Here is a 21,113-nt window from a genome sequence, read left to right as displayed (position 1 = left end):
TCAGGCCCCACATATGGACCTTTGGAAATTACGTTACACTATAGCTAGGCAGAGTCGGAAGCCAGTTCAAGCCTCCCCGTGAGGTGACCTTCTCACAGCACCGTGACGTCGCCCGCTGCCGCGTCAAGCAATTCGGGAGGAATGCTCATCAGGCGCGAATTTTCCGTCCACAGGATAGCCGCCTCAATCCTTTTGCCCGAAAACAGTCGCTGCGCGGCCAGCCGGTACAGCGCCAACTGGCGCGCATACCCCGCCGAGACCGCCTCGGGCCCGCCCGGCACGCCGGCGTCGGATTTGTAATCGACCACCAGAACGCTTTCCCCGACAACCAGCCGGTCGATCCGCCCCTCCAGCCGCGCCTCGGCGCCGCCCTGCAGCACTTTGAGTGAAAACGGCACCTCTGCCCGGCTGTCGGCCCCGAACAGCCCGGCCAAAGCCGGGTCGGAGAGGATCGCCAGCCCCCGCTCTGCCACCGGCCCGGCAAGCTCGGGATCGTCGGGCAAAAGCGTGTGCGCCGCGCTCAGCGCCACAGCTGCCTGCCGGTCCTGAGGTACGGCACTCAAATACTGCAGCAGGGCATGCAACGCGATGCCCCGCATCCGCGCCCCACGCGCATCGAGTAGTCTTTCCGCCACCGTCTCCAGTCCCGACGGCACCCACATCTCATCGTGCCGCGATGGGGTGATGATCGGCAATCCCTTGCGTCTCTGCGCTCGCCCCAGCGTCAGCGGTTGGATTGAGGCACGCAAATCATCGCTCGTGTTCCCGCCCGTCAATTCTTCCGGTTCCAGAGCCGGAAACCGCAACACCTCGCCCCGATGGTCCGATATCGTGGCGCTCTCGTCCTCCAGCGCGTCCGAAACCGCGCCGAACCAGGTTTCCTCAACCTTGGTGCGGCTGTCGAGCGTGCCCGCGATATGGAGCGCCTCTTCGGCCCGCGTCATCCCCACATAGAGATTGCGCCAGTATTCGGCGATATTGCGTGCTTCCACCTCGGCCCGCAGCGGCCGCGAGGCCTCGCAATGATGATCCTTGCTTGGACAATAGAGCAGAAACGCATCGCCATCATGGGTGCCGAAAAAGACGCAGTCGGATACCGCCCGAGGCTTGGTTGCGGCATCGGCCAAAATCACCACCGGCGCCTCGAGCCCCTTTGCCCCATGCACGGTCATCACCCGAACGCCCGCCGCCTTGGCCACCAGATCGCGCTTGATCACGATATCGGACGCCCGCATTGCGGCAACGAACCCGGTCAGTGAGGGCTGGTCGGATGTCTCGTGCTCAAGCGCCAGATCTAAAAATTCGGCGATCACCTCGTCCACTTCCTCGCCCAGCCGCGCGTGAAACTGTTTCAGCCCGTCCTGCCCGTAAAGCACATGCGCGAAAAACTCGTAGGGCCGGTCGAAATCGAGCCGCTGCCGCAGTCCGCTCAAGCGTTCAAATGCGGTCTGCGCCGCCTCCAGTTCGCTGCTCGCCAACCGCTCGAACAAGCTCATCGGTCCGCGCCCATGGGCCAGCGTGAACAACTCATCCTCGGAAATCGAAAACAGTGGCGAGCGCAGGATTGCCGCCAGTGTCAGATCGTCGGCCGGATTGAGCAGAAAATCGGCAAGCCCCAAAAGATCGTCAATGGCGATATGGGCCGAAACCGGCAGCCGGTCGGCGCCGGGGCTGACGATATTGCGCTGCTTTAACGCCCGCACGATCTCGGGAAAAATTCCCTTGCGTTTCTGAACGAGGATCAGAATGTCCTCGGGCCTTATCGCCCTGCCTCCCGGCCCGATCGGCGCCCGGCTTTCGATCCAGCCGGCAATGGTATCGGCAATCTTGTTGGCCAATTGCCGCGGCGCTGCCGCAAGGCTTTCCACGGGCGCTGTCGGCCATGCCTCGGGGATATCGGGGCTGTGGGGGTTCTCGATCACCGGCCAGATTTCGATCCGCCCCCCCTTTCGCGTCCGCGCCGCCTCGTGCCGGACCGTTTCGGTCAAAAGCGACGCAGCGATATCGGGCCGGTTGAACACCTTGTCCACGCCATTGAGGATTTCACCAAGCGTACGGAAACTGGTTTCCAGCGTTTCCCCGTACCAGTCGCGCCCCGCCGCCTTGGCTGCCGCTGCCAGCGCGCGCCCCTTGTCCAGAAACAGTTTTGGCTCGGCCCCCTGAAACGAATAGATCGATTGCTTGGGGTCGCCCACCGCAAAGATCGTCTTGGGCTTTTGTGCCGCCCCTGCACCGGAAAAATAATCGTCGACCAGAGCGTCGATCACCGCCCACTGTTCGGGATTGGTGTCCTGGCTTTCATCGACAAGGATGTGGTCGATCCCCGCATCGAGCTTGTAGCGCACCCATTCGCCCATGCCCCTGTCGCCGAGCAGAGCTGCAGTGCGCGCCACCAGATCGTCGAAATCCATAAGCGAACGCGCCCGCTTTTTGGTCTCATAACGCTTGAGGATCGCCGCCAGCACCCTTGTCAGCGCCGCGCTGTTCTCGGCAATGGTCAGCGCTTTCGATTTTTCAAACAGCGCTTCGAGCCGCTCGGCCTCGGCCGCCAGCCGCTCGGCCAGTTCGGGCATGGAAGCTGCAATGGCCTTGGCCGGAAATCCCCGCTTGGGCGCCGTCCCCGCCGCCGTCAGATAAGCGGCGAAAAGCTGGGCTGCGGTGGGTGCTGCCCGGTCGATCCGTTCGAGCTTGTCCTCGAATCCGGCCCGCTTGGCAACGCCGGGTGGCGTCAGCGACCAGATCACGGAATATTCGCCGGTCGAAACCAGCATCCCGTCCACGACGCCGCGATTGAACGCTTCGATTGTTTCGCCCGGCCCCACCCCCATGCTGCCCCGCATTGCCGCAATCGCCTGCTCGGGATCGGCAAGGATCGGCCCCAGCTTGCGATTGTTGGCTAGGCATTGGGCAATGGCGGTTTCGATCTGACTGTCGCTCAGAGCGTTAAACAGCGCCCGCACCGCCGCGCCAACCGGCCCTTCTGCTTTGAGCCCCTCGGCGATCACCCCCTCGCGCGCCTCGCGCAACAGCGCCGTGGCGTCCGCCTCCTCGATGACGGTGAAATTGACCGGCACGCCAGCCTCGCGCGGAAAGCGCTGCAAAACCGCCTCGCAAAAGGCGTGGATGGTGTTGATCTTGAGCCCGCCCGGCGTGTCGAGTGCATGGGCGAAAAGGCTCCGCGCCCGCAGCTTTTCGTTCGGGCTCGGCCGCTGCCCCAACAGTACGGCCAGCTCGCGTTCAAGCTCGGCTTCATCGGCCCGCGCCCATACCGCCAGAATTCCCGTTACCCGGTGCCGCATTTCGGCGGCCGCCGCCTTGGTATAGGTCAGGCACAGGATGGCTTCGGGCTGCGCGCCGTCGAGCAGCAGCCGGAGCACCCGGCGAGCGAGCACATAGGTCTTGCCCGACCCTGCATTGGCCGAAACCCAGGCGTTGGCCCGCGGCTCGGCCACCCGCGCCTGCTTGGCGGTGGTGTCGAATGGAACGGAAAGGATTTCCTCGCTCATTCGCCCTCCTCACCGCCATCGAGCAGCGTCCATTCCTCGGTGCGCGCCAGATGGTCGTAATCGCCCTTAAAGCGCTGGCCGGGCTTGGGCAGAACCCGCGCCGTCATCGGAAAATCGTCACGTAGCAGCATCGCGGCCACGTGGTTCTGGAACAGCGAGAAGGTGGTTTCGATCGCTTCAGAAAGGCTCATCCCGTCCGGTGCGGCGTATTGCGTGATTTCGAGCGCCTTGGGCCCATGCGAAAGCTTGATGAACGCCATCGCCTCGGTCTGGCCCTCCGCGCCGACAAAGCCACCAACTCGCGCCATATGCGCTTCGAGCGGCAGTTGCGGGGCGAAAAACTGTTTCATTTCCTTGGGCGCTGGGGCCTGCCCGGTCTTGAAATCGATGATTTCGAGCCCCCCGCTCCTCGTTCTGTCGATCCGGTCGGCCCGCCCCGAAAGCACGAATGGCGGATCGCTCAGCGGCAATTCGATCCTGCCGGAAATTTCCGCCATCCGCGCCGCGATCTGCGGCCTGCCTCGCTCGAAATCGAGAAACGCCCGCGCAATCGCGCCAAACCGTGCCAGCCAGATATCGCGCCGCGCCGGAATGGCATCGAGCCGCCCATAGCGCTCCTGGGCGATTGCCATGATCGCCTCGAACGCGTCGGCATCAGCCGGGTCGTGCCCTTCGGTCAGGAAATCGCCTAAAATGTCGTGGATCAGCGTGCCGCGCTCGGCGTGGTCGGGGTCGGCGCCCAGGGGATCGATGCGCTTTAGCCCCAGAACGTGCCGCGCATAAAGGTCATAGGGCGACCGCAACAGCGTTTCCGCCTCGGTGATCGACAGTTTTCGCGGACGCACATCTGCGGGCGGTCTTGGCGCGGGCCGCCCCGCCGGTTGCGGCGGCAGCCCGGTTGCATCAAGCCGCCGCGCCATCTCCACCCAGACCGCGCCGCGCTCCTGCATCGTCTTGTTGATCTGGGGCCCCACAAAGGCTTCGAGCCGCTGGATAAGCCGCGAGGGATTGGCGGGCGAGGTTCCCGCCCGCTCGGGCAGGGTAAACACCACCTCGGGTCCACCCGCCGCCATTAGAAAATCATGCGCCGCCAGCCCATGCAGCTTTTCGGGCGGCTCCAGCCCTGCGGCCAGCCGCATGCCCCGGCTCATCCACGGCCCCGGATCTGCCACTTCAGGCCATACCGTTTCGATCATCCCGGCCAGAATCACCCGGTCAGCCCGCATTAGCCGCGCTTCCAGACGCCCGAACAATTGCACATCCTCGGCATCGGGCTGGCGCGGCCGCACGCTCTGGCCAGCCATCAGCCCCTCCAGCGCAAAGGCAAGCCCGCCGCCCGAAAGTCTTGGCCCGCGCCCGCCCTGCCGAGCCGCCAGCTCGATCCAGCGGGCCAGCTCGTCCTCGCCCTCCAACGGCGCGATTTTTTCGCCCTGCGGTACGTCCCTCAGGTTGCCGATCGTCTCGCCGAGCACCGCCGCAACGTCGCTCGCCGCAAACCCGTCCCGCGCCATGAGCCCGGCCAGCGGTGCCAGCGCGGTCTCCAGCGCATCGATCAGCGCAAGAACCCCCTGTGCCTTGTCCGCATCCAGCTTCAGCGCGGGGCGCTTGGTCGTGCCGTCGAGATTTTCAGCGACGGCGCGCCGCAAGCCGGCAAAGCCGGGCAGGGGCCTTTGCCCACGCAACACACCCAGATCGAGCCATTGGCTGGCCGGCGCCACGCTCCCGCGCCCCAGTCCCAGCGTCACGTGCCGATTGCGCAGCAGCGCCATGATATCGACGGCGTTCAGGCCATTGGCCAGAACCGAAACCGCCTGCCGCACCAGTCGCCCGGCGCGCGACAAAAGCAAGGGTGTCCCCGCCGCATCATCGAGCGACACGCCAAACCGCGCCAGTTCCGCGCAAATCCGCCGCGCCAGCGTCTGGTCGGGCGCAATGATCGCCACGGATTTGTTCTGTTCCAGCGCGTCATGGACGCAAATGGCAATGGCCCGCGCCTCCTCCTCGGGCGTGCGCGCCACGAGGAGCGACAGCCCCTCCGTGCCTGCCTGCAGCTCTGTGCCCAGACCTTGCGCAACCGCCTGCCATTGCGCGGTGGCGTCAGGCAGCCCCAGCGCCGCATTTAAAATTTTTGTGCGCGGCGCCTCGTCGGGCGCCAGCTCGGTCACCGCCTCGGGCAGCGTGCCGACCCGCTTGAGCAAGCGCGCCAGCCCGTATTGCGGATGCCCATGCGGATTGCGCCCCGGATCGGAAAGAGCTGAAAGCGTTTCCCCATCGATTCCCGTATCGAGTCCGGCCAGAACCACGGCTCCATTGGCCAGCTTTGCCACCGAAGCGATCAGGTCCGCCGTGGCCGGGATCGAACCCGTCGATCCCGCAACCACCACTGGCCTGTCCCCATGCACCAGCGCAAGAGATGCCGCCTTGCGCTCGAGCAGGATATTGGTGCGTTCCGCCCCCTCCATCTCGCCTTCGCCGGCCAGGATCTGCGGCCAGGCGTCCAGAACGAAGGTCACGAAATCGAGATGCTCTTGCCATTGGGCCGGCAAGTGCTCGCTCTCGATGCTTTTGAGCGAACGCGGATCGCGCCGCGCAATCGTAAAATCATCGATCAGCGTGCCCAGCGAATCGGCCAGTGCAAAGATCTCAGCCCCATTGGGCGCCCCGGAAGCCCCACCCAAACCCGGCGCCGAAAATGCACCCTCGCCCGTCACCGCCAGCCAGCGTTCGATGATTTCGGCCAGCAGCAGACGCCGCTTGAACCGGTTGATGGCGCCCGGTAGCTCCACGGGCTCATAGGGCGGAATGAACGGCTCCTGGCTCGGATCGTCCCCACCCAGCGGCCGTATGTCAGCCAACAGCATGGGCGCGTCGCCCAGCCGGTCGGCCAAAATGCGCGACAGCGTGTTGGCAGCGCGGCGCGTTGGCAGATAGATCGTGAAGTCCGAAAGCCAGAACGGTCCCTCGCGCCGCCAGCCCGGCGCAATCCGCCCCTCGATGATCGCGTCAGCCAGCGTATCGAGAAACGGCGCGTGCGGAGCGATGGAAAAAATGTTGCCCGACCGCGCCATCACACGAGCGCGCCGATATCCTGCTCGGTGCGCACGAGCGCCTGGCGGTCGCCGACATGAAACCATGGCGCGGCGATTTCGACGCCCCGCAGTCGCCCCGCCTCGCGCGCGGTTTCAAAATGCCGGTAGAGCGAAAACGGCACTTCGGGCCCCGTCGCCGCCAATTCGCGCGAAATCAGCGCGGCACCGGCATAGACCATCGGTCGCCCATGCGTTTTGGAAAGCCACCCGTCCGCGTCCATCAGATAGTCGGCACCCTTGCGAAACCCCGATGCCTTGTCGGGCGCCACGCAAAGCAGAACGGTATCGGCCCCGCCCGCCCCATAACATGCCAGCATCCGCGCAATCGGGGTATCGCTGTCCGGCAGCCAGAACGTATCGGTATTGAGTGCCAGCACCGGATCTGACGTCATCAGCGGCAATGCCTTGCGCAGCCCGCCACCCGTATCGAGCAGCCGGTCCCTTTCATGGCTCACCGCAAATCCCAGATCGGGCAGGGCGCTTTCGAGCCGCGCAAAATGGGTGGCAATCATTTCGGCCTTGTGATGAGCATTGACCACGAACCGCGTGCACCCTTCGGCCAGAGCCGCATCAATGGCGTGATCGATCAGCGGCTTGCCCGCCACCTCTATCAGCGCCTTGGGCCGCTCGAAGGTCAGGGGCCGCATGCGCGTGCCCAGCCCCGCGGCAAGCAGCATCACGTCGGGCATGGCTATGGGTGGTACGGGAAAAGAATCGCTCATGGCCTATTGTGTCTCCTCGGCGCGCCACGGCGCAAGCGCATCGGCCAGCCCCCCGAGCTCACGGCCCCGGGCCGTAACACTCAAAACGCGCCCGGCCCCTTGCTCTCCCATGCCGATGGCAACTCCCAGCCCGGGTCGCCGCATAAGCGAAAGCGCGCGCTCGGGCCACTCGACAAGCACAATGTCGCCCACGTCCTCGATCAGCCCCAGTTCGTCGATTTCCGATTCATCGGCCAGCCGATAAAGATCGGCATGGACGATGCCGCTATAGGGCTGGACGATGGCAAAGGTGGGCGAGGGCACCTCCAGGTCGGGCTCTCCCAGCCGCGCCCTGATGATGGCCCGTGCCAGCGCCGTCTTGCCGGCCCCTAGATCGCCTTCGAGCGTTACGATATCTCCGGGAAAAAGATGCGCGGCAATCGCCGCCCCGATGGCGTCGGTCGCTGCCGCATCGGGCGCGAACAGCGCGATCATGACCCTATTCGCCCGCGTTCTGGGCTAGCGCGGTGTTGGACGGAATGATTACCGTCACCCGCGTGCCGCGCGGCTGGCGGCCCTCGATCAGAACCGATCCGCCATGCAGGTTTACGAAGGTCTTGACGATCGCCAGCCCCAGTCCGGCGCCCCGCTGACGGCCCTCGACCGACTGCCCCTCGAAGCGCTGGAACATCGCATTGCGCACATCCTCGGGTATGCCGACCCCGTCATCCTCGACCGCAAAGGCGATCCGCTCATTGCCGCGTGAGGATACCTTGAGCCGCACCTGCGAACCGGGATCGGAAAACCGCGCCGCGTTGGACAACAGATTATAAAGCACCTGAACGATCCGCGTGCCATCCGCAACAAATGTCGGCAGATCATCCTCTATCTCGACCGCCAGATCGACCTTTTCCTCGCCACCGGTAAACGTTGCATCGAGCCCTGCCCGAGCCTTGTCGATCAGGGTAGCAATGTCGAGCACTTCGGGATTGAGCTGGGCAATCCCCGCATCGACCGTCGCCAGGTCCAAAATGTTGTCGATCAGCAGGCCCAGATTGGCGCTCGAAGCGCGGATATAATCGGTATAGGCACGCTGCTTGTCTGAAAGCGGGCCCACTTCACCCGAGGCCAGAAGATCGGCAAAACCGATGATATTGGTCAAAGGCGAGCGCAACTCATACGAAACATTCTGAACGAAGGTATCTTTGAGCCGATCCGCCGCAATCAGTGCTTCGTTGCGCTCCTTAAGGACCCGCTCGTAATTGGCGCTTTCCGAAACGTCCACAAACGTCATCATGGTCTGCCCGTCGGGCAGCCGCACAACCGCATAGTCGAGCAACCGCCCATCGGCGCGGGTGATCCGCCCCTTGGTGTCGGATCGCGTCGGGTTGAGGTCGATGATCCGCTGTTTCAGGTCCCCCCAGATGCGCCGCCCGTCCTCGGGAAACGCCTCGGCGCAGGCCCGTGCGATATCGTCGATATGGGGGTGGCCGCCCAGCGTGTTCATGGGCAGTTTCCACAGCATCGAGAGCCGCGGATTGTGCAGTTTGAGCCGCCCGTTGGTCCCGAACACCGCAACGCCCTCTGTCAAAGCGTTCAGCGTCTCGCGCTGTACGTGCATCAACGCGTTGTGCCGGGTTTCCAGTGCCAGGCGCTCGGTCATGTCCTCAAAGACATAGATGACCCCGCCGGTGCCGGTGGCCGGTGCCGCGATCACATTGGCGCAGCGCCCGTCCGGCAGATACCAGGGCACCTCGCGCGGCGCGGTCAGCGCGTAGCTCATCAGGTGCTTGCCGCGCCAGTCGCGATAATCGGTCTCGGCCGGTAGCGCCCCCTGGGTGCGCAATTTATCCAGGATCGCCTTTTCATTGGGTTCTGTGTTGAGCCAGGCGGTGTCCAGCCCCCAGAAATTGGCATAGGCGGTGTTATAATGGGTCAGTTGCTGGCGTTTGTCGAACACCGCAATCGGCGTCGCCAGCGCATCGATCACCGTGGTCAGATGTCCCAGATCGGGTTCGGCGTTCTCCGTCTCGGCCGGTTTGGCTCGCGCCACCGGCAGATAGCAATAGCCCGCGCTGCCACCAGAAAGCGGAAACAGCACAAGTTCGAGCCCGCCCGCCAACGCGTGCTCTTCGGTAAAGGCAATCGTATCGGCGGCATCCTCGATGGCCTTCAAATGTCGCTCGCGGGTCTGGGCGTCGAAAATGTCCGGAGCCGTCCCGCGCTCACCCTTCAGGCCAAGCGTGCGGGTGAAATGGAGATAGGCGGCATTTGTATAGATCAGCAGCCCGTCCTTGTCGCGCAGCCAGGCCGGGATGGTGAGATTTGCAAGGATCGCCTGCGCCTCGGCGGGGGAGGGCAGGCGGGTGAGGTCCGCGCCCTTGAGCGGGGGTTCGACATTGGCGCCCGATGGCCGCAGCCGCACGACGGCCGCGCCGCCCACCAGCCGTCCGGTGGCCCGGATGATCCGCCCGTCGCGAGCGGTGACCGATGTTTCAAACACCCGCCCTTCGATCCGCAGATCTGTCAGTCGCGCCGCCAGCGCACGGGCCGCTTCGACTTCGAGCCAGGAGCGGAATTCGAGCACTGCGTGCGGCCGGTTTTCTCCTGGCAGAAGGGTGTTGATCGGCCCGATGACCGAAGGTTCGATCCCCGTATCGCGCCAGATGATTGTGACTTCGGGCATGCCGGCCAGAAGTCCCTCGAACTCATCGAGTGCGGCGCGCATCGCGCCCAGCTTTTCACCAGCGTCTAGCTGCGCGGCTTCGGCTTCCCGTCGCCATTTGAGCGCCAAAAGCGTAGCGACCAGGCCGAATCCGGCGGCGCCCAGCGCCATCGTATAGGGTGCGGCGCCTGATATGGCGGTGGCTGCAAAAGGTGCGGCAAGGGCAGGGGAGGCGGCAAGAAGTGCTGCGCCCGCGACGCCAACGGATACGAATCCCGTAAGTTTCCGGAATCCCGCCGGCTGCATTCCTGATGCCCTCTTGCTCAATGATTTGCCTTGACTGCCCCTGAGGTGGCTGGACAGCCCCCCGAATCAGTTAACCATAACCGCGCCGCGAATCGCGAAAAAGAGTCAAACTGACGACCCGTGGATAACTTAGGGCTTGCACACTCCCGAGAGGTCCTTCTGATCCTGATTTGTTCCCCAAAAGGTTAACGAAAGGGGCGCCGAAGCGCCCCTGGTCAGGTCATAAAGGTTAACGCGGCCGCCTTAGTAGCGGTAATGATCGGCCTTGAACGGCCCCGCCTGAGGAACCCCGATATAGTCGGCCTGTGCCGCCGATAGCGTCGTCAGCTTTGCACCAAGTTTTGCCAGATGCAGGCTCGCGACCTTCTCGTCGAGATGCTTGGGCAGCACATAGACCTTGTTTTCGTAGTCGCCGCCCTTGGTCCACAATTCGATCTGGGCCAACGTCTGGTTGGAAAACGATGCGCTCATCACAAACGAGGGATGTCCGGTCGCATTGCCGAGGTTCACAAGACGCCCTTCTGAAAGCAGGATCATCCTCTTGTCGTCGGGAAATTCGACGATATCAACCTGCGGCTTGACGTTGGTCCATTTAAGATTCCGCAGCGCGGCGACCTGAATCTCGTTGTCGAAATGCCCGATATTGCAAACGATCGCCATGTTCTTGACCCGGCGCATATGGTCGATGGTCAGAACGTCCTTGTTGCCGGTCGCGGTCACAACGATATCGGCGCGTTCAATCGCGTCTTCGAGCGTCACAACCTCATAGCCGTCCATCGCAGCCTGCAGCGCGCAGATCGGATCGACCTCGGTCACCAGGACGCGGGCGCCGGCGCCGCGCAGGGATTCAGCCGAACCCTTGCCCACATCGCCATAACCGCAAACTATCGCCACCTTGCCGGCCATCATAACGTCGGTACCCCGACGAATGGCGTCCACAAGCGATTCCCGGCAGCCATATTTGTTGTCGAACTTCGATTTCGTCACGCTGTCGTTGACGTTGATGGCTGGGAAGGGCAAGTCACCCTTTTCCTGAAGCTGATACAGCCGCATCACACCAGTCGTGGTTTCTTCCGAAACACCTTTGATCGACGCGCGGCACTTGGAATAAAAGCCCGGCTCGCGTTCCAGACGGCGCTTGATGACCTTGAAGAGCTCTTCTTCTTCCTCGTTGGAAGGGTTGGCCAGAACCGAAGGATCGGTCTCGGCGCGCGAGCCGATCAGCACCAGCATAGTTGCGTCCCCGCCATCGTCGAGGATCATGTTGGCGACGTCGCCATTGCCCCAATCGAGAATGCGATCGGCGAAGTCCCAGTATTCGGCCAGCGTTTCGCCCTTATGGGCAAACACCGGAATGCCTGCTTCGGCAATCGCTGCGGCCGCATGGTCCTGGGTCGAAAAGATGTTGCACGAAGCCCAGCGCACTTCGGCACCCAGCGCCACCAGCGTTTCGATCAGCACGGCTGTCTGGATGGTCATATGGAGCGAGCCGGCAATGCGCGCGCCCTTCAACGGCTGGCTCGCCGCATATTCGGCGCGGATGGCCATAAGGCCCGGCATTTCGATCTCGGCCATCCCGATTTCCTTGCGGCCATAGGGAGCCAGCGAGATGTCCTTAACGGCGTAATTGGATGCGGCGCTCATCGGCCCGATCTCCACGTCTGATACTGAAAAAAGCGTGGCCCGTTTATATCCGAGAGACATGGGGTCCGGCAACCGGGATATAAAGAAAGTTTTATATCCCTATGTCCGCCCGGCCCGGCTGATCTTGACCCGGCTGCGCCGCCGGCGAAACGGCGCGCCAAGCAGGCTGGCCAGCACCCAGAACACCGCGAAACCCAGAGCCAGCCCCACGATCACATAGGCGAGCCCGACGACCGTCAGTGGTACGGCAGGTTCAAAATCCTCGAGCGCCGCGGCACCAACTTCGGTGTCGAAATAGCGCGCCATCTCAAAGAGTTGTGTTCCGGCCGGCGCCTGGCGCAGGTCTGTCAGTTGCGTGGTCAGCCGCGCGTGGCGTTCGAACACGGCTTGCATGGAAATGCCCCGCTCGGACAAAAATCCGTCGGCACTGGCCTGATAGCGCTCCAGTCCCTCCTGCCGGGTCAGCCCGAACCGGGCGGCATCGGCATCGAACTGGTCGATGATCGTCGTCAACTCGTCAACGGCACCGGCCAGGCGTTGGGTATATTGCTGTGTGTATTCAGGAGCTTGGGACAGCGTCACGCCGCCAAGAGCGGCGCCGATCAGGCAGACAATGCGCTTGAGCATCGATCGGGCTTCCTTTCGCCGGCCATGAAAGTGCCGTCAGGCGCCCCCTTCGCCGTCCTGGTCCTCATCGAACCCGCATGTAACCAGTTCGGTAAGCGCTTCGACAGCCTCACGGGCCTGATTGCCCGTCGCCTGGACCAAAATTGTCGATCCGGGCCCTGCCGCCAGCATCATCAGCCCCATGATCGAGGTGCCGCCTACGGTCACCCCGTCGCGTGTCACGCTGACCTGCGCGTCGAAATGGTCGGCGGTACGCACAAAGCGCGCCGAAGCCCGCGCATGCAGGCCGCGCTTGTTGCAAATGGTCAGCCGCTGGCACACGGCCTTTCCCGGCTCGGTAACTGTTGTGCTCATTTTCCCAAAACGTCGTTGGCGACGTTAATGTATTTACGCCCGGCCTCTGCTGCAAGGCGCACCGCGTCACGCATCGCCATTTCCGGCCGGATCCGCGCCAGCTTGACCAGCATGGGCAGGTTCAATCCGGCCAGCACCTCGATGTCGCGATCCTGCATAACCGAAATGGCAAGGTTGGATGGCGTACCCCCGAACATGTCGGTCAGGATCACCACTCCGTCCCCGGTATCGACCGATTCAACAGCGGCAATGATGTCCTGTCGCCGTCCCTCCATGTCGTCGTCCGGACCGATGGAAACCGCAGCAATCCCGTCCTGGGGGCCCACGACGTGTTCGAGCGCCGAACGGAACTCTTCGGCAAGCCTGCCATGGGTCACGAGGACCAAGCCCATCATGATCGCTTCGCTACCTTTTTCTGTCCGCGCAACCGGGCGAAGTCTTGATCGGCTCGGCGCGGGTTTCAAGTCTTTTCGGTCGGCTTTCCCAAGAGAGTAGGGTTTGCCGGTCTTATTGCAGATTTGCGCCAAGCGCCCTTAACGCGGCATGAACCAGAAACCGCTGGTGCAGCCCGTCGATCCGCCCGCGCCGTGGCACCGGACAGCGTGGCACCCAGATTCCTTGGATCTTCGTGGTCAGTGCCGATTCCTCGAGCAGGCGCTCTTCTTCTTCCACGAGATCGACGACCAGATGGACATGCGCCTTTTTGGCAAAGGGCAACGTGATGATGCCGCGCCCGCGCAATTCGATCATGCCCTCGATGGTGTCGGGCGCTTCCATGATCAGCCCGTCCTCATCGGTGGACAGCACCACCCGGTCATCGGAAATCAGCAGCGCCGTTTCCCCCCGCAACCGCGCCTGTTCGAGCAGGTCGAGCGCCAGAAGCGATTTGCCCGCGCCCGAAACGCCGGTCAGAAGAATGCCGTGATGGCCGATCAGGATACCGGTGCCGTGGGCGTTGTGCTTTTCTGCGCTCAAGTTTTAGCTCTGGGTAGGGTGAGGGTAAACACCGCTCCAGTTGCCTTGCTTTGGTTGCCTGCGTCAAGCGTACCCTGATGGGCCTGGGCGATCTGGCGCGAAATCGACAGCCCCAGCCCCGAATGGTCGCCAAAGCTCTCGCCTTCGGGCCGGTCGGTGTAAAATCGCTGGAACACCTTTTCAGCGTCTCCCAGTCCAGGCCCCTGATCTTCCACCTGCGCAACGACGTTTTCGGCATCGGTGGTGATGCGGACCGTCACGGTGCCGCGATCGGGCGAAAAGGATACAGCATTGTCGATCAGATTGGTAAAGACCTGCGCCAGCCGCGTGTCGTGTCCCTTGACCAGCGGCGCATACTTGCTGTCTTCGATCTTGAGTTCGACCGACACGTTCCGATTGGCGGCCAGATCGGCCTGGATCGAAACGATGGCGGCTGCCAGTTCACCCAGATGGACCGTTTCGGTGTTTTCGCGCGCCAGCTCCGCATCGATCCGGCTGGCGTTGGAAATATCCGAGATCAGGCGGTCGAGACGGCGCACGTCATGCTGGATGATGTCGGCAAGCCGCTTTCTGTCCTTTTCGGTCTTGGCAAGTGGCAGGGTTTCCACGGCGCTGCGCAGCGAGGTCAGGGGATTTTTCAGCTCATGGGCCACATCGGCCGCAAACCGCTCGATCGCTTCGATACGGTTGTAAAGCGCGTTGGTCATGGCGCGCAGCGAGCCTGACAAATGCCCGATCTCGTCGGACCGGTCGGTATAGTCGGGGATTTCCGCCCGGGCCTTCATCGAGCTTTGCACCCGCTCGGCCGCCGCCGAGAGCCGCCGCATCGGCCCGGCAATCGTGCCCGCCATCAGCGCCGAAAGTGTGCCCGTTACCAGCGCCGCCACCAGCGCAAGCCGCAGGATCGACCAGCGCTCCTGGGCAACGATGGCATCGATCTCCCCCGGACTGGTGGATAGCAGCAGCGCGCCCACCACCGAGCGCTGACGCTGCACGGGAACGGCCACAGACACCACCAATTGCCCGCGCGCGTCCACCCGCACGATATCGGCCGGCGACCCGTTGAGCGCGGACGCGACCTCGGGATAGCGCAGCCCTTCATGGGCCGGATAATCCTGATAGACCGGATATTCCCCGCCCCGCCAAAGCCGCCCGAACCAGTTCCAGATGCCAAAAAAGAACGGCTGCGATTGCGGGCTCTCCTGCGTGCTCGTGGAGCGCAGGATTTCCCCGCTGGCATAGATATTGTTGGAATCGAGAATCATCAGCCCGTCCCGATCGTAGATCCGGGCGCGCGTACGCGTGGGGGTCACGAGGTTTCGCAGCAGCGGCGCCACCCGTTCGGGGCTAATGGGAAATTCGAGCGCCGGATCAAATAGCGTATAGGACGAGGGAAAATCCCCCATATAGAGCTCAAGCAGCCTGTCGGGATTGACAGTAATCTGATCGGAGTTGGCGGTTGCCGATGCCGCGACAGCCGCGGAAATGATTTCCCCCTGCACCCTGAGCGCTGAGACGCGCACGTCGATCAGTCCGGCCCTGAAGGTGTTGAGATACATGATCCCGGCAACCAGAACCGCCAGGGCCACCAGGTTGAGGATCACGATCCGGCGGGTGAGGGACGAAAAGAACGTGAAGTTGACCAGGCGCCCCACGCCGCGGAAAAACGCAAACAGCGCGCGCAAAAGCGGCTGCCGGGCCGCCTGGCGTGCCTGGGCGGCCTTGGCCTTTTCTTCCCCCTTCGATGAGGGGGCCGATCCTGAAATGGTTTCGCCTGCGTCCAATTGGAGCGCCTTCAAACAAATGCCGAAGGCATTGTTTTATTGCTCCTTGAAGCGGTAGCCCACCCCATAGAGCGTTTCGATCATGTCAAAACTGTCGTCGGTGCTCTTGAACTTCTTGCGCAGCCGCTTGATGTGGCTGTCGATCGTCCGGTCGTCCACATAAACCTGGTCGTCATAGGCCGCATCCATCAGCGCATTGCGGCTCTTGACCACGCCCGGCCGCTGGGCCAGCGCCAGAAGGATCAGAAATTCGGTCACCGTCAGCGTCACCCGCTGGCCCTTCCAGGTGCAGGTGTGGCGCTCCTGATCCATCACCAGCGCGCCGCGTTCCAGTGAGGTCTTTGGCGCGCCCTCGTCGCCATTGACTACGGTCGAACCGGCCTCCTTGGGTGCGGCGGCACGGCGCAGCACGGCCTTGACGCGCTCGACCAGCAGGCGCTGGGAAAAGGGCTTGGTGATGAAATCATCGGCCCCCATCTTGAGCCCGAACAACTCGTCGATCTCTTCATCCTTGGAGGTCAGAAAGATCACTGGAACATCCGATTTCTGCCGCAACCGGCGCAGCAACTCCATGCCGTCCATGCGGGGCATCTTGATATCGAGGATGGCCAGATCGGGACGCTCCGATGTCAGCCCGTCAAGTCCTGACGCACCATCGGTATAGGTGGCAACCTGATAGCCTTCCGCCTCCAGCGTCATCGAGACCGACGTCAAAATATTGCGGTCGTCATCGACAAGAGCGATTTTGGGCATGGATTTCCCTTTATCTGTTGCAAGCGCCCGGCAGGTAAGACTGCATGGGGCGCTTTTCAATGTCGCTTCAGTGAAACTCTTGTGTCGACTTTTGCCGTGCACAATACGCGCAAATTATGGCAAAACCAAACGCTTGCTTGTGGCCCCGGTTCCATGCCGGTGCGCTAGACGAACGTCTTACGACCCATTGCCAGATGGAAGCGGGGCTGGCGGGGGGACTATGGTGGCGCTCAATATGCCATAGGATTTATGAGTGCCAGAGATGACCGCCACCACGTGCCAGAGCCTTGCCAAGACCGTTGCTGCCAAAGCCGCATCGGTCCGGTTCAACGACGCCGCGCCGATCCTTGTTGAAACCGCCATCGCCAACGGCGAGGGGCGGCTCAGCGCCGATGGTGCTTTTGTCGCCGATACTGGCAAGTTCACCGGCCGCTCGCCGTCTGACAAGTTTATCGTGCGCGACGATTTGACCGAAAAACTGGTCTGGTGGGATAACACCAAGGCGCTCGATCCGGCCCAGTTCGAAATCCTGCTCGCCGATTTCACGGCGTCGCTCGCAGGTGCCGACCTGTTCGGTCAGCAGCTTTTCGCGGGTGCCGATCTCAAACATCAGCTCAATGTCGAAGTGCTGACCCCGTCGGCCTGGCATGCTCTGTTCATCCGCAATCTGTTGATCCGCCCGGCGCGCGCCGGCCTTACCGGCTTTGCTCCCGATGTAACGATCCTGCACAATCCCGCTTTCAAGGCCGACCCGGCGCGCCATGGCACCCGCAGCGAAACCGTTATTGCGCTCGATCTGAGCCGCAATATCGTTCTGATCGGCGGCACGGCCTATGCCGGCGAAATCAAGAAATCGGTGTTTTCGCTGTTCAATTTCCATGCGCCATCAGATGGCGTTCTGCCCATGCACTGCTCCGCCAACACCGGCAAGCAGGGCGACACGGCGCTGTTCTTTGGCCTCTCAGGCACCGGCAAGACCACCCTGTCCACCGACCCCGAGCGCATTCTGATCGGCGATGACGAGCATGGCTGGTCCGATGATGGCGTCTTCAACCTCGAAGGCGGGTGCTATGCCAAGACCATCAACCTCTCGCCCCAGGCTGAGCCGGAAATTTTCGCCGCCACCAAGCGCTTCGGAACGGTGCTGGAAAACGTCGTGCTCGACGAGAACACCCGCGAGCCCGATTTCGACGATGGATCGAAAACCGAGAACACCCGCGCCGCCTACCCGCTCTATGTGCTCGACAACGTCTCGCGCACCGGGACCGGCCCCACGCCCACCAATGTGGTGCTTCTGACTGCCGATGCCTTTGGTGTCCTGCCCCCCATTGCCCGGCTGTCGCCCGATCAGGCGATCTATCACTTCCTTTCCGGATACACCGCCAAGGTCGCCGGAACCGAGCGCGGTGTCACCGAACCCCAGGCCACTTTCTCGGCCTGTTTCGGTGCCCCCTTCATGAGCCTGCACCCAACTGTCTATGGCCGCATGCTCAAAAAGCGCATCCGCGAGAGCCTCGCCGAATGCTGGCTCATCAACACCGGCTGGACCGGCGGCGCCTATGGCGTTGGCAAGCGCATTTCGATCAAGGATACCCGTCGTCTGCTCAATGCGGCGCTGTCGGGCGAATTGATCAACGTTCCGGCCCGTATCGATCCAGTGTTCGGCTTTGCCGTCCCGCTCGCGGTTGAAGGTGTGGATTCCAGGCTCCTTACACCGCGTGAAACCTGGGAAGACAAGGCTGCCTATGACCGCCAGTCAGCCAAGCTTGTCGGCCTTTTCGAAGCCAATTTCGAAAAATTTGCCGCTGCCGACGCCCAGATCGCCGAAGCCGGCCCGCGCCTTGCAGTGGCTGCCGAATAAGCATCGGGGGAAACATCTCACAGTGAGGAAAGCCTGCGCCGGATACGTCCGGTGCGGGTTTTCTTTTGTGAAAGGTTCGGCCCGGTCATGCCCGCTGTTCTGTCACCTCGGCCTTCGATCAATAAAAGATGTGATTGCCGATCGCGGCGACCTGCGTATAGGCCGAGGCCCAGGAGGGCGAAACCGTGGTGGTGTGGAAGTGCATCGCCGTGGTCAGCCCGTCCTCAGGCCGCTTGCCCTCGAGCGATTTGCGATAGGCGATCAGCGCCATGATGTTGGATTGAACCCAGCTTTCCCGATCAATGATATTGCCGTGCCCGCCATCATCAGGGCGACCGTCGCAGGCAAAGGAAAACTGGCAGCGATTGACCATATGGGCATTCTGGAACACCACGCCGCAAACGGTATCGGGATAGGTGCGGCTGTCGACCCTGTTGAGGATCACCGATGCAACGGCCCATTGGCCGCGATCGGGTTCGCCACGCGATTCATGGTAGATCGCCTGGGCAAGGCACTCGATTTCCGCAGCCGCAAACTGCTTGCGCTCGGCGGTGCTCACATAGCCCTGGGAAACGTATTCGCTGAGCAGATCAGCGGTCAGAACCGCTTCTTCAGCATATGCCGGAAACAGGCTCACCAGACCGAGAACGGCCCCTGTCACCCGCTTCAAGATGGCGTGCTTGCCCCGCGCCAAATCGCCAGCCATGTGTCCCCTTGTCCGGTTCGGCACCTCACAGTGATGCCGTTATCTCGTTGCCCTGACCCTTAACCCGATTATGCCATTAACGCGATGTTAAGCTTAATCAATGGTTAATTTGTATCGCTTTTGGATCGTATTGCAAAGAGCCCTAAAGGAGGGGCCTGAACGGGGAGTGCTTCAAACACCTTGGATTTTATGCAAATTTTTGCCGACTCCGCCCGGCGCACTTTCACAGCACGACGATCCCGGAGTGCTTGGCCTTGTGCTCGGGCTCCACGTGGATGGTGATTATGGCGCCGGAATCGGTGTTTTTGAGCGCCACCTCGATCCGGTCGCAGATGTCGTGGGCGTCCTTGACGCTCATTGCAGCGGGCACCACAAGATGGAAATCGATGAACACCGCCTTGCCCGCCTCACGGGCCCGCACGTCATGGGCCTCGATGGCCCCGTCGGCGTTGTCGGCGATGGTCTGGCGGATGGCGTCGAGCCGTTCGGGCCCCGCCGAAACATCCATCAGCCCGCCTACACTGTGCGCCAGGAGCTTTGAGCCCGACCACAGGATATTGAGCCCCACCAGCACCGCCAGAGCCGCATCGAGCAGGGGCTGTTCGCTCACCACCACCAGAACCAGCCCCACGGCGACGCCGAGCGAAGAGACCACGTCGGTCCAAAGATGGTGCCCGTCGGCTTCGAGCGCCGGCGATTGCAGCTTGCGCCCTTGCCGCACCAGAACCACGCTCCAGCCCCAGTTGATCGCCGTCGCTACCATGGAAATGGCGATGCCCTCGAACGGAGCATCAAGCGGGGTGGGGGCCATGAATCCCTGCCAGGCCTGATGAAAGATCAGCAGCGCCGCAACGACGATGAACACGCCCTCGAGCACCGCGGAAAAATATTCCGCCTTGTAGTAGCCGAAGGGCATTTTGGAATCGGCAGGCCGGGCCGCAAGGCGCACGGCGACCAGCGCCGCCACCGCTGTCGCCAGATTGACAATCGATTCCAGCGCATCCGAGAGCAACGCCACCGACCCGGTGATCTGAGCCGCCCACAATTTCAGCGCCAGAACGCCCAGCGCGACGACGATACTTCCGATGGCGAGTTTGAGGACCTGTGACATGGCGGGCAACCTGGAGTGCTTCCAGCAAAAGTGGTCTCCACTTTTGCGGTTCGGAAGCGCGACAAACAAGGACCGAGAGCGCCTCAAGCGCTCCGACGGTTGAGAAGCAATAGGCTAGCCCCTAGCCCAACCGATGCGCTGTGTCTATCCTCTTGATTTTACTTGCAAATGCTCCTGAAAGCCATTTGCAGAACGGGGCGCTGAAACCAAGTGCTCATGGGCGTGGGCCATGCTCTCGAGCACCGCCACGCACAGCGCCGCGACGTCATCGGACGGCGCAACCAGATCGGGCACCATTACGGTGCGCATACCCGCAGCATGCGCCGCCCTAACCCCCGACACCGAATCTTCGAACGCCACGCAATGAACCGGATCGACCTTGAGCCGCCGCGCTGCCGTCAGGTAGGGTTCGGGGTGCGGCTTTGGGTTGATGACGTCGTCGCGGGTAACGATGGTGTCGAAAAACCCGATCACCCCCGCCGCTTCGAGATGGCCCAGTGCATGATTGGCCCGCGACGAGGTCGCAACCGCCAGCGGAATATCGAGCTCACGCAGCGCCGTGACCAGTTCCACAGCGCCGGGCTTGACCGGCACGGCATCCGCCATCCGGATTTTCATGGAAGCCCGGCATTTGTCGTCGAACATCTCATAGGGGAAATGCGCGCCGAAATTTTCCAGTAGCAGCGCGGCTGTCGCCTCGTGCGAAGATCCCACCATGCGCCCGTGAACGAGGTCGGTCATTTCGAACCCCATCTCCGTGCAAACCTCATAGACAATGGCCTTGAACACCGCTTCGGTATCGAGCAGCGTTCCGTCCATATCGAAGATGACGGCATCGAAGGGATGGGAGAGCGGAGACATGAGGAGCTTTCGCACTAAGTTCGGAAAGCACGGTCCACTAGCACGATCGAAAGGCCGATAAAAGGCATCATCATGTCAACCTTGCCACGGAGCGTTTCCAGGATAGGTGGCGCCCACCTATCCGGTTCGGACCCGAAGGGCCGCGCAAGCGAAACGCGACAAAGCTGAGA

At 62.5% G+C, this 21,113-nt stretch carries 16 protein-coding genes; 1 reads left to right on the top strand and 15 read right to left on the bottom strand.

Annotated features, from left to right (window positions below):
• Nucleotides 1–92: 92 nt before the first annotated feature.
• From addA to OF122_RS19220, 12 genes are all read right to left on the bottom strand, one after another.
• Complete coding sequence (gene addA / locus OF122_RS19275) at nucleotides 93–3,506, bottom strand: double-strand break repair helicase AddA (RefSeq protein WP_264225787.1); 3,414 nt, start codon at nucleotides 3,504–3,506, stop codon at nucleotides 93–95.
• Nucleotides 3,503–6,574 carry a double-strand break repair protein AddB gene (gene addB, locus OF122_RS19270; protein WP_264227713.1) on the bottom strand — a complete coding sequence of 1,024 codons (3,072 nt, stop codon included), beginning with the start codon at nucleotides 6,572–6,574 and terminating at the stop codon, nucleotides 3,503–3,505. Before addB ends, addA begins: the two co-directional genes overlap by 4 nt.
• Nucleotides 6,574–7,317, bottom strand: coding sequence for a nucleotidyltransferase family protein (locus tag OF122_RS19265; protein ID WP_264225786.1), 744 nt, complete (start codon nucleotides 7,315–7,317; stop codon nucleotides 6,574–6,576). Before OF122_RS19265 ends, addB begins: the two co-directional genes overlap by 1 nt.
• Before the next feature lie 3 nt (nucleotides 7,318–7,320).
• Nucleotides 7,321–7,791, bottom strand: coding sequence for a tRNA (adenosine(37)-N6)-threonylcarbamoyltransferase complex ATPase subunit type 1 TsaE (gene tsaE, locus OF122_RS19260; protein WP_264225785.1), 471 nt, complete (start codon nucleotides 7,789–7,791; stop codon nucleotides 7,321–7,323).
• 4 nt (nucleotides 7,792–7,795) lie between these two features.
• A complete protein-coding gene (locus OF122_RS19255; protein WP_264225784.1) occupies nucleotides 7,796–10,267 on the bottom strand; it encodes a sensor histidine kinase in 2,472 nt (823 codons plus the stop codon).
• A gap of 243 nt (nucleotides 10,268–10,510) precedes the next feature.
• Nucleotides 10,511–11,911, bottom strand: a complete 1,401-nt coding sequence (gene ahcY, locus OF122_RS19250; protein ID WP_264225783.1) for an adenosylhomocysteinase — start codon at nucleotides 11,909–11,911, stop codon at nucleotides 10,511–10,513.
• 99 nt (nucleotides 11,912–12,010) lie between these two features.
• On the bottom strand, nucleotides 12,011–12,538 hold the full coding sequence (locus OF122_RS19245) for a DUF2937 family protein (protein ID WP_264225782.1): 528 nt from the start codon (nucleotides 12,536–12,538) through the stop codon (nucleotides 12,011–12,013).
• Nucleotides 12,539–12,574: 36 nt separating this feature from the next.
• Nucleotides 12,575–12,892 (bottom strand): HPr family phosphocarrier protein, encoded by a 318-nt coding sequence (locus OF122_RS19240; protein WP_264225781.1) that lies wholly within the window; start codon nucleotides 12,890–12,892, stop codon nucleotides 12,575–12,577.
• The gene (locus OF122_RS19235) at nucleotides 12,889–13,287 is read right to left on the bottom strand and encodes a PTS sugar transporter subunit IIA (RefSeq protein WP_264225780.1); all 399 of its coding nucleotides are present in this window, start codon (nucleotides 13,285–13,287) and stop codon (nucleotides 12,889–12,891) included. Before OF122_RS19235 ends, OF122_RS19240 begins: the two co-directional genes overlap by 4 nt.
• A 112-nt stretch (nucleotides 13,288–13,399) precedes the next feature.
• Nucleotides 13,400–13,867, bottom strand: coding sequence for an HPr kinase/phosphorylase (locus OF122_RS19230; RefSeq protein WP_264225779.1), 468 nt, complete (start codon nucleotides 13,865–13,867; stop codon nucleotides 13,400–13,402).
• Nucleotides 13,864–15,651: a sensor histidine kinase gene (locus OF122_RS19225; protein ID WP_264225778.1), complete on the bottom strand. Its 1,788-nt coding sequence runs from the start codon at nucleotides 15,649–15,651 to the stop codon at nucleotides 13,864–13,866. The genes OF122_RS19230 and OF122_RS19225 overlap by 4 nt, the downstream gene beginning before the upstream one ends.
• 36 nt (nucleotides 15,652–15,687) lie before the next feature.
• Nucleotides 15,688–16,404, bottom strand: coding sequence for a response regulator transcription factor (locus tag OF122_RS19220; RefSeq protein ID WP_264225777.1), 717 nt, complete (start codon nucleotides 16,402–16,404; stop codon nucleotides 15,688–15,690).
• Nucleotides 16,405–16,666: 262 nt separating this feature from the next.
• Here OF122_RS19220 and OF122_RS19215 point away from each other — a divergent pair, with 262 nt between their 5' ends.
• Entirely contained in the window at nucleotides 16,667–18,265 is a 1,599-nt protein-coding gene (locus OF122_RS19215; protein ID WP_264225776.1) for a phosphoenolpyruvate carboxykinase, read from the top strand.
• A 118-nt stretch (nucleotides 18,266–18,383) separates the two neighbouring features.
• Here the strand turns inward: OF122_RS19215 and OF122_RS19210 are convergent, their stop codons facing one another.
• From OF122_RS19210 to OF122_RS19200, 3 genes are all read right to left on the bottom strand, one after another.
• Nucleotides 18,384–18,971 carry a cell wall hydrolase gene (locus OF122_RS19210; protein ID WP_264225775.1) on the bottom strand — a complete coding sequence of 196 codons (588 nt, stop codon included), beginning with the start codon at nucleotides 18,969–18,971 and terminating at the stop codon, nucleotides 18,384–18,386.
• A gap of 223 nt (nucleotides 18,972–19,194) precedes the next feature.
• A complete protein-coding gene (locus OF122_RS19205; RefSeq protein WP_264225774.1) occupies nucleotides 19,195–20,082 on the bottom strand; it encodes a cation diffusion facilitator family transporter in 888 nt (295 codons plus the stop codon).
• A 144-nt stretch (nucleotides 20,083–20,226) separates the two neighbouring features.
• On the bottom strand, nucleotides 20,227–20,943 hold the full coding sequence (locus tag OF122_RS19200) for an HAD family hydrolase (protein WP_264225773.1): 717 nt from the start codon (nucleotides 20,941–20,943) through the stop codon (nucleotides 20,227–20,229).
• Nucleotides 20,944–21,113: the final 170 nt, after the last annotated feature.

It is taken from the genome of Pelagibacterium flavum (genome assembly GCF_025854335.1).
GTDB classification, from domain to species: Bacteria; Pseudomonadota; Alphaproteobacteria; order Rhizobiales; family Devosiaceae; genus Pelagibacterium; species Pelagibacterium flavum.
The sequence above is the reverse complement of the archived record's forward strand: the minus strand, read 5'-3'. Positions and strand labels throughout refer to the sequence as shown.

Coding starts and splice junctions, on each gene's coding strand:
- ahcY (WP_264225783.1), bottom strand. CDS start 11,911: ATGAGCGCCGCATCCAATTACGCCGTTAAGGACATCTCGCTGGCTCCC.
- addA (WP_264225787.1), bottom strand. CDS start 3,506: ATGAGCGAGGAAATCCTTTCCGTTCCATTCGACACCACCGCCAAGCAG.
- OF122_RS19215 (WP_264225776.1), top strand. CDS start 16,667: ATGACCGCCACCACGTGCCAGAGCCTTGCCAAGACCGTTGCTGCCAAA.
- OF122_RS19245 (WP_264225782.1), bottom strand. CDS start 12,538: ATGCTCAAGCGCATTGTCTGCCTGATCGGCGCCGCTCTTGGCGGCGTG.
- OF122_RS19210 (WP_264225775.1), bottom strand. CDS start 18,971: ATGGCTGGCGATTTGGCGCGGGGCAAGCACGCCATCTTGAAGCGGGTG.
- OF122_RS19240 (WP_264225781.1), bottom strand. CDS start 12,892: ATGAGCACAACAGTTACCGAGCCGGGAAAGGCCGTGTGCCAGCGGCTG.
- OF122_RS19220 (WP_264225777.1), bottom strand. CDS start 16,404: ATGCCCAAAATCGCTCTTGTCGATGACGACCGCAATATTTTGACGTCG.
- OF122_RS19205 (WP_264225774.1), bottom strand. CDS start 20,082: ATGTCACAGGTCCTCAAACTCGCCATCGGAAGTATCGTCGTCGCGCTG.
- OF122_RS19265 (WP_264225786.1), bottom strand. CDS start 7,317: ATGAGCGATTCTTTTCCCGTACCACCCATAGCCATGCCCGACGTGATG.
- OF122_RS19255 (WP_264225784.1), bottom strand. CDS start 10,267: ATGCAGCCGGCGGGATTCCGGAAACTTACGGGATTCGTATCCGTTGGC.
- tsaE (WP_264225785.1), bottom strand. CDS start 7,791: ATGATCGCGCTGTTCGCGCCCGATGCGGCAGCGACCGACGCCATCGGG.
- OF122_RS19200 (WP_264225773.1), bottom strand. CDS start 20,943: ATGTCTCCGCTCTCCCATCCCTTCGATGCCGTCATCTTCGATATGGAC.
- addB (WP_264227713.1), bottom strand. CDS start 6,574: ATGGCGCGGTCGGGCAACATTTTTTCCATCGCTCCGCACGCGCCGTTT.
- OF122_RS19235 (WP_264225780.1), bottom strand. CDS start 13,287: ATGATGGGCTTGGTCCTCGTGACCCATGGCAGGCTTGCCGAAGAGTTC.